Raw genomic sequence first — 5298 nt, 5'->3', positions numbered from 1 at the left:
GAGTCCGTCGCCGCTTTGGCAACCGATACATCAATCAGCCGATAATATTCTTCTTCACCGCCCCGCACCATCGACAGCGGAAACGTGAGCGTCGTCAACGCCAAGATCAAAATTCGAATCACCAACGATACTCCAAAATGGCGGTGTTCCTGTTTTGCGAGTCCAAGGGGATCAGCCACTGGTCGCTGTCACCGGACCGACGCAACGAACCCGTTCGCGCCAGAGCCTCCGTCAGGGTGACGGTCAAACCTTGTTGATCGGAAACGGCGAACTCGCCTTGCGGTTTCAGTCGCTCGGCCGCATGAGCGAGCAGGTGTAGTTTCTGGTCTGAGGTATCGCCGCGAACTGACGGTGCGCGTCTGGCTGTCACTGAACGCTTGAGCGTTCCGGATTCCGTTGCCTCGATGCGGTCTTCGATCGACCAGCCAGCGACGTCGTACAAAAACGTCGGTACGCCGGCAGCATCCAGCCGATAGCCGCGGAATCGGTAGCCGGCATTCACGCCCTCGTGTTCACCGCCGTTTTCATCAACGATCACCACGGGACTGGCCGGCATTGCGATCTGGGCGTCGCCCAACGGATCCGCCGGCGGGGTGAAACGTTCGAACCAAGTGCCACGGGCGTCCAGGAAACGCTGCTTCCATCCGATTGCCAACCGCATCTGCTCGGCATCGAATGCAAAATGGACGCCTTGTGGAAATCCGACCGCGATGGCGTGCGTTCCCGCTTGTTCCATGAATGTCCGCAGCACGATTGGTTTGCCGCTGGGCGCGAGTTCGTAGTTGGCCGAACGCACCGTCTCAATCTTTTCCGGCAGTGGTTCCCTATCCAGGTCTTTCAAATACGCCCAGATCGCAGAGATCTGGTGCCGAACATCGCCGTCGAGCAACTCCGGCCGATTGCTCTTTCCGTCTGGGAAAAAGGTGGGCATGCGTGTCCGTTTTTTGACCGCGCTGGGATTGAGCACGAATTCATAGAACCACTTTGAATCGATGCGGTTGGTGGTCCCCGCCAAATCGATCCCGACGACACCGGGCAAACTCTCGCCGCGGAAAGCATGGCAACCGACACAGCCCGTGTTGACCAGGTCGCGTCCGGCATCAGCCATCTCCTTCTGCGGCGGCAGAATGTCAACCGCGTCAGATTGGTCCACTCGATCGGCCTCTTGAAATCCACGGACCAGCGGATCAACCATGTCCGCAGAATAAGACGGCATGCGCGCGGTCATGAAGGGACGGTGGGGGACTGTCTTGGGATGGAAGACGGCCGCCAGCGCTTTGGGAAGCAATTTCCGGCCCACTCCGCCCAGCGTCGGCGGCAACCGACCTTCGTCACCCAAGTCCACGTGGCCGACGGTTTCGAAGTAGGCCTTGCGAAACCGTCCGACTCCACCCCGTTCGTCGCGACGATGACAGCCATAACAATTCAGTTGCAGCATCCGGAAATCCACCTCATCGGCGGCGGTGCGATTTTCCGAAGGTCCGCCCGCCAGACGCGCGAGGATTGCACGGCGTTGTTCGTTGTCCAACGCATATCGGGGCATCTCGCCGTCGGGGTTCTCGATGCAACTTGGTCCGGCGTCGGCATTCAGCTGCGACAGGGGCTTTGCCGCCGCAACGGTCAACGCACCGGACGATTCTCCAGTCAATGCGTCAGATGCATCATGGCACGACGCACAGCGCAGGGCGACGAACAGCCCCCGTCCTTTTTCCACCATCGTTTGCGGCGCACTGTTGGGCTGCATGTCGATCTGTTTCGCCGTTTGGTCCCGAAGCAGATGGGCGGCGATGTCCGCGGCTTCGAGCGGTGAGAGTCGCAACGAGGGCATCCGCGCACTGGGGCGTGTCTTGGTCGGATCCAGCAGCATCATCGTCAACGAGCGCAGCGAGTACTTGCTGACTAGATCCCCGTGCGGCACCGAATCCACTCGCCGTGCTTCGCTGGCCAAACCCAGATCGGCGATTTCTTCCGGATCGAGTTGTTCGATCAACTCGTCGATCGCCGATGGTTTGGATTCGACCGTTTCGTAATTCGGGTCGGGGTCATGGCAGGCCACACAACCGACCGTGTGATACAGTTTGTTGCCGCGATCGGCGTCGCCCCGTTTCCAAAACTCGTGGACCACCGGCAAGGCACCACCGGCTTTGATCACGGCAAACGGTTGTTGTTGGGAACCCAAGAATGCAACCAGCGCGTCGATCGCTTCGCCGCGTTCCGATTCCGGAAGCTGCGACAACACGTGGGGCATCGTCGTTTCAGGTTTCATCGCCGCGGGATCGGCCAGATACTGTTTCAGCCACTGGGGTTGCAGCCGATTACCGGCACCGGTCAGCCGCGGACCGCGTTTGGGTTGCAGCCAAGGATCGTCCGAAGCGTGGCAGCTGACACAACTCAATTCGCTGATCATCAGCGACCCGGCCAGCGTCGGGGAGAGTTCATCATGCCGCGCGAATCGATCAAATCCGCTGACCATCGGTGCGGCGATCGAATCCGCGTCTGACGTCTCGGGCGTTGGTTCCTCGGTTCGTGCGACGCCGGGGATGACAATTGCAATCGCGAAAACAAACGGCCACCAAGACCGAGCAACGATGGGTCTGCGTCGTGTGAGTGTCTCTGCTTTCATAGCGACTCGGCGACGACCTGACTGAAAGGGGCGGGTTTCTTCATTGCGTGTGAATCAGTGAAGCGTGAAGGTGGGATGCGGAGGGACGCACATCATATTCACTACCGGAGGCGACCGTCAGCCGATACGGGCCCCGTCATCGGCGATTCGCTAGGATTCCCGCCGATTCAGGCGACCGGCATGCACAGCATGCCCTACTTCAGGAGGAACATCGCGTTGATTGCGGAGTCTCGATTCGATCAACCGGCCCTTTAGGCCAGTTCCAGTCCCGTCATCGTGCTGGTGCTGGTCGAGAAACGGTCGTGGTGCAATCCCAATCGGTGCAACGCGGACAGATACAGATTGGGCAGGGGGTAATTGTTCTTGGTGTCGAACGCCAGGTGCTGGCCGTGCTTGAACCCGCCGCCGGCAAACAGCACGGGCATGTTTTTGTTGTCGTGACTGGACGCGTTGCCCAGGTTGGATGTCAACAACACCATCGTCTGATCCAGCAGCGTGCCGGACGATTCCTGGACCGTCTTGAGCTTTCGAACGAAATCGGCCCACTCGGCGAGCAGCGCGTTTTCCAGAATCGCGAGCTGCCGCAGCTTTTGCTCGTCCTGGCCGTGGTGGCTGAGCGCGTGGTGCGCCTCGGTGACCCCGTCGAGTTCGACCTTGCCGCCATTGCCCAAGTGCAACGTGATGAAACGCGTGGAATCGGTTTGCAGCGCCAACGCCATCACGTCGAACATCGCCCGCTGTTTTTCAATCCCGTCAGAAACCGATTGGGCAAGCGATTCGGGTTTGCCAACTTGCGGCTTCGGGCGATTGATCCAAGCCTGGTTGGCGGCGAGTCGTTTTTCTAACTCGTTGACCGCCGTAAAGTAGTTGTCCAGTTTGTCGCGATCGCCGGCTCCCAGCGTCCGTTGCAACGACTTCGCTTCTTCGGCGACCAGATCCATGACCCGGCGACCGTGTCGCATCCGAGCCGAATCTTGTTTGCGAACCGCCGGGGCGTCGGCGACAAACAGTTGCTCGAACAACCGCAATGGCGACATCTCCGGCGGAATCATCGCGCCGTTTTCAGTGTACGAAGGACTCGAATTGTCACCCGAGGCGTTGAGCACCAAGGAGGGGAACCGTGTTTGGTCTCCCAAGTGCTTGGCCATTAATTGATCCAGCGACACCGAATTGCGAAAGTTCGCATCCGATCGACTCAGCGGTGCAGCGGTCAGGATCGTGCCTTCGGCGCGGTGTCCGCCGGCGACCTGCGGGTGAGACACGCCCGAGCACACCGTCATCTCGGGCAGAATGTCCGCGATCTCCGCCAGGTAGGGTGACGGCGTGTAGTTGAAACCGGACTGTTTCGGGAACAGGTTCGGACCGTGCAAGCCGAGGCCGAGGCTGAAGCTGACAAAGCGTCGAGGGGCTTCGGTTTCGGCGGCACTCGCGATCGCCGGCACCATCGCGTCGAGAAACGGCAACCCGACGGCCAGCCCCGAGCCTCGCAGCACCGTGCGTCGATCGAGTTTTGTATTGGTGAACTTCATGACGGGCCTACTTGGTGAGAAAGATCGGGCTGTCGACGACCGCGTGGATCAGCGAGCGGATGCCGTAGCGTTGGGGTTGGGTCTGATCAAGGATGGCTTCGATCACCCGTCGGTCGCTAAAGGAAACCGGCGCGCCGGTCGAATAGGTGACCAACTGATGCGTGAAATTTCGCGCGATCTGCTCGGGGTCTCGCAACACAATTTGCTTGAATTGCTCGATGTCCTCGAACGCTTCGCCCTTGGCGGTTTGGTGATGCGGATCGACCGGCAATCCTTTCCGGGCGGCTTTGGAGTTACGATACCGCGTCCTCCAACCACCGATCACATCGTAGTTTTCCAGTGCGAAGCCCGGCGGATCGATTTTGATGTGGCAGGCCGCGCAGGACGTTTGGTCGCTGTGCTTGGCGAGTTGATCACGGATCGAGACCGCGCCGCGGATGTCTGGCTCGATCGCCGGGACGTTGTCCGGTGGCGGAGGAATTTCGACGCCGAGGATGCGTTCATTGATGAACGCGCCGCGGACCACCGGTGAAGTGGTGGTGCCGTTGGCGGTAACTTTCAATATCGAGCCTTGAGTGATCAATCCGCCGCGATGGTGTTCGGGCGCCAACGACACTTTCTGGACATTCTGATGATGAACCCCTGGAATATCGTAATGTTTCGCCAATCGTTCGTTCAACATCGCGAAATCGGAATCGACGATGTTTGCCGCCGGCAGATCGTCGCGAATTAATGTTGCCAGAAACGCGTGGGTCTCGTCGATCATCGACTGTTGAAGCGTCTCGTCAAATTCTGGATACAGTCCCGCGTCGGGCGACGTGAAATCGATCTCGCGAAGGTTCAGCCACTGATCGGCCAGCGCGTCGACCAAGGCCTCGGCACGGTCGTCGTTGAGCATGCGTTGGACATGATGACGACGAGTTTCCGGGTGGGTCAATTCACCTGCATCGGCCGCCGCCATCAGCGTCTGGTCGGGCATCGTCGACCACAAGAAAAAACTCAATCGCGAAGCAACCGCATGGTCATCGAGTTCGCCGGGTGTTTCGGTGAGAAACAGGAAACGGGGCGAACAAAGGATCGTGCGGTAGCCGCGTTTCAGTGCTTCCCGCGGCCCGATCCCCGCCGCCAAGTCCTCGTCGACCAACG

General features: G+C 59.6%; 3 protein-coding genes. All 3 read right to left on the bottom strand.

Translation table 11 applies throughout. From position 1 onward, the window contains the following. Nucleotides 1-118: 118 nt before the first annotated feature. The gene (locus ABX749_RS20585; protein WP_372897627.1) at nucleotides 119-2473 is read right to left on the bottom strand and encodes a cytochrome oxidase; all 2355 of its coding nucleotides are present in this window, start codon (nucleotides 2471-2473) and stop codon (nucleotides 119-121) included. 401 nt (nucleotides 2474-2874) lie between these two features. After that, on the bottom strand, nucleotides 2875-4152 hold the full coding sequence (locus ABX749_RS20580) for a DUF1552 domain-containing protein (RefSeq protein WP_372897626.1): 1278 nt from the start codon (nucleotides 4150-4152) through the stop codon (nucleotides 2875-2877). Between the two features lie 7 nt (nucleotides 4153-4159). Further along, on the bottom strand, nucleotides 4160-5298 hold a 1139-nt coding region (locus ABX749_RS20575), incomplete at its 5' end, for a DUF1592 domain-containing protein (RefSeq protein WP_372897625.1).

This window comes from Stieleria sp., assembly GCF_041595215.1.
Classification (GTDB): Bacteria; Planctomycetota; Planctomycetia; order Pirellulales; family Pirellulaceae; genus Stieleria; species Stieleria magnilauensis.
This window is presented reverse-complemented; position numbering and strand designations above follow the sequence as displayed.